This window comes from bacterium (assembly GCA_030690305.1).
In the GTDB taxonomy this organism is placed as follows: Bacteria; Patescibacteriota; Minisyncoccia; order Phycocordibacterales; family JAGLPS01; genus JBBUCK01.
In genome coordinates this window covers 1-2,410 of record JAUYHB010000021.1, presented here as the reverse complement: position 1 = coordinate 2,410, position 2,410 = coordinate 1, and the positions used below count along the sequence as shown (strand labels likewise).

General features: G+C 44.1%; 2 protein-coding genes. Both read right to left on the bottom strand.

Annotated features, from left to right (window positions below; genetic code table 11):
- On the bottom strand, positions 1-1,433 hold a 1,433-nt coding region (locus tag Q8O71_02665; GenBank protein MDP2705274.1), incomplete at its 3' end, for an IS66 family transposase.
- Positions 1,423-2,139, bottom strand: coding sequence for a DUF4338 domain-containing protein (locus Q8O71_02660; GenBank protein ID MDP2705273.1), 717 nt, complete (start codon positions 2,137-2,139; stop codon positions 1,423-1,425). The genes Q8O71_02660 and Q8O71_02665, both read right to left, overlap by 11 nt.
- Positions 2,140-2,410 lie beyond the last annotated feature (271 nt).

Genomic DNA, 2,410 nt, shown 5'->3' with positions numbered 1-2,410 from the left:
GCAGGTTGATCATGGAAATATGCTTTGACCGACTCCAGTATGAAATTGAAAGCTGATCGACCTTGCAGAGAGCATGTCGCTATAACGGTCCATAAACGTTCATTGCTTTGTCTTCCCTTTACACTACGTGTTCCCTGCGTTACATGACGATCTATCACCACAAACCGTATAGCTTGTTCAGCCACATTGTTGGTAGGATCTATGCCCGGGGTTGTGATAAATTCAAAGTAGGCTTTCCCATGAAGACGAAAACGATTCGCCATGTTTTTGGCTTCCCTTTTTTCTTCTTTCCCCTTTTTGTTCACTCTGCTTGGAACATCGTTTAAGGCTATAGTGATGATTTTCTGTTTGGCATGCTCAAGTGCAATCGTAAAGGTTTGTGGTGTCATGCTCTCACGGTCATGAATGACTTTAAACATGTTCTTGACTTCATCAAGCAGTTTTTGACCATAGTCCTTTGTTTCTGCATCGGTCAAGGTAGTTAGGAATCGGATATCCCGAATCAAATGGGCAATACAAAACTGTATTGAGACGTTAAAATCCTTCATGTACTTGCGATATGCAGAAAAATAATCACAACCCAGCACGCCATTGAACTCTTTGCCCAGGACATCAATCAAAACCTTTGAGCCACGGGATTTGTCAATTTTGAATAGCACATACAGTTCAGCCTTGAAAACCCATGTCCAAAATTTATCTCCGTTTTCCTTGTGTCCGGTTTCGTCTACATTTACTATTGTCTCTAAGGGCAGACGATCGAGCAGCTCGTTGTATGGAGCTTCCAGAGACAGAGATACTTTCTCTATTACTTTACGCAGATATCCTCGTGAGACCTTTTCACCAAGGACATCTCTAATGTACTTTCTGATCGTAGAAAATGATGCGTGGCAGACATTCTTCATGTAGGCCACCAGCGATGTTAAGCGTTCTTTGAACAATCCTTCTTTATAGACCTCAGGGGGAAATGGCATGTAGTGAATCTTGCCACATTTTGGGCACCATACCGGATATGAGCGATGTTCTTCTCTGATCAACGGCACTTCAATCAGTTCAACTTGCTGAATGATACGCGGCTCGCCGTCTGTGATGCTGACTTCGCCGTGGCAGTCCGGACAACAAGTCAATATGTAGGGATGAAACTTGTCAATCTCCTCTTCAGAAAATAAATGACGCTCATGTCTCTGATGCCCGGGTTGTCCACCAATTCTGCGCTTACCCTTCTTTTTCTTCTTGTTGGACTTGGGCTTTGTAATGTCATCGGAAGAAGGAGGTTTGCTGGAATTGGATGAGTTCTTTGAAAGCTTGGCAACCTTGACCTCCAGGACCTTTATCTGCTCTTGCTGAGATTCAATAGTATTGCTTAAATCACACAGGATTTTGGCTACAACTTTCGGTCCGGCATTATACAAGGCCAATGCTTCATCATGCGTCATGACATAACTCCCGGCGAAAGTTTTTAGTCAAGGGATAGACATAAACAGCCTTTTTGGAAAGTAGGGGTTGGCGCGATTTGCTCAGCTTGCCCAGACCCGTTGTCTGGCCAACGCAGAGCCAATTGTCCGCCTTGTAACAGGTCCCAAGATATCGCTCTGTGTCAACAAAAGTTTCAAGCAGATAAACCGGATGGTGATATAGATTTTGCCAATCTTGTGACAAGCGATGACGGTTCAATGCCAATAGATATGACGCTAAACAGGAAACTTGAACACATGGCAGGATCAAAAAACGCAGGTTATTGGCGATCAGATGAAGATTGTTCTCTCTGATCTTTTTGCTCCAGCCAATGAAACGATCTCGTGCGCCAATATACCATGGCGCTGACTCCCATGCCAGACACGCAATAGGCCGATCATGGGAAAATGCAATATATTTAAGATGCTCTCCAACTGGTTGGCTATAACCCAGATAATGGTACTCACTTAAAAGAGCATTGAACATCTTCTCAAAACCAGTTCTGCGAACTTGTTCAAGCTTGATAGGAAACAGGTCGCCGATAGAACAATGAACAGGAGTTTTATCGACTATTACCCCGGATGGTTTCTTTCGCTTTGCAAGAGGGTTGGCAGGGGTGAATTTTCGGGCAGGCAGTTTAATAAGGCCATTAGCCTCCAAAAGAAGAAGCAGGCTTCGACAGACCATATCTTTCAGAACACCACTAGGCTGCCTCCAATCCCACTGCCTGCATACTTCTTGAGAAATGAAGCGTCTGCTTTTCTCCGGATGTGAGGCAATAATCCTCCTGATGGTCGCGATATCTTTCCTGGTGACCGATCGCCTCCGATATGTTATGATTGTCTCCATTCCTGACACCATAACCCATCAGGAATTGGAACGCAACTTATTTCTCAAAAAAACTTACGGTGAGGTTTTACATCTTAAACTCAAAGCATTATTGCCCGTGAACGGTTAC

Bases quoted from the DNA above. Each gene is read 5' to 3' on its own strand.
- Q8O71_02660 (MDP2705273.1), bottom strand. From the start codon at position 2,139: ATGGTCTGTCGAAGCCTGCTTCTTCTTTTGGAGGCTAATGGCCTTATT.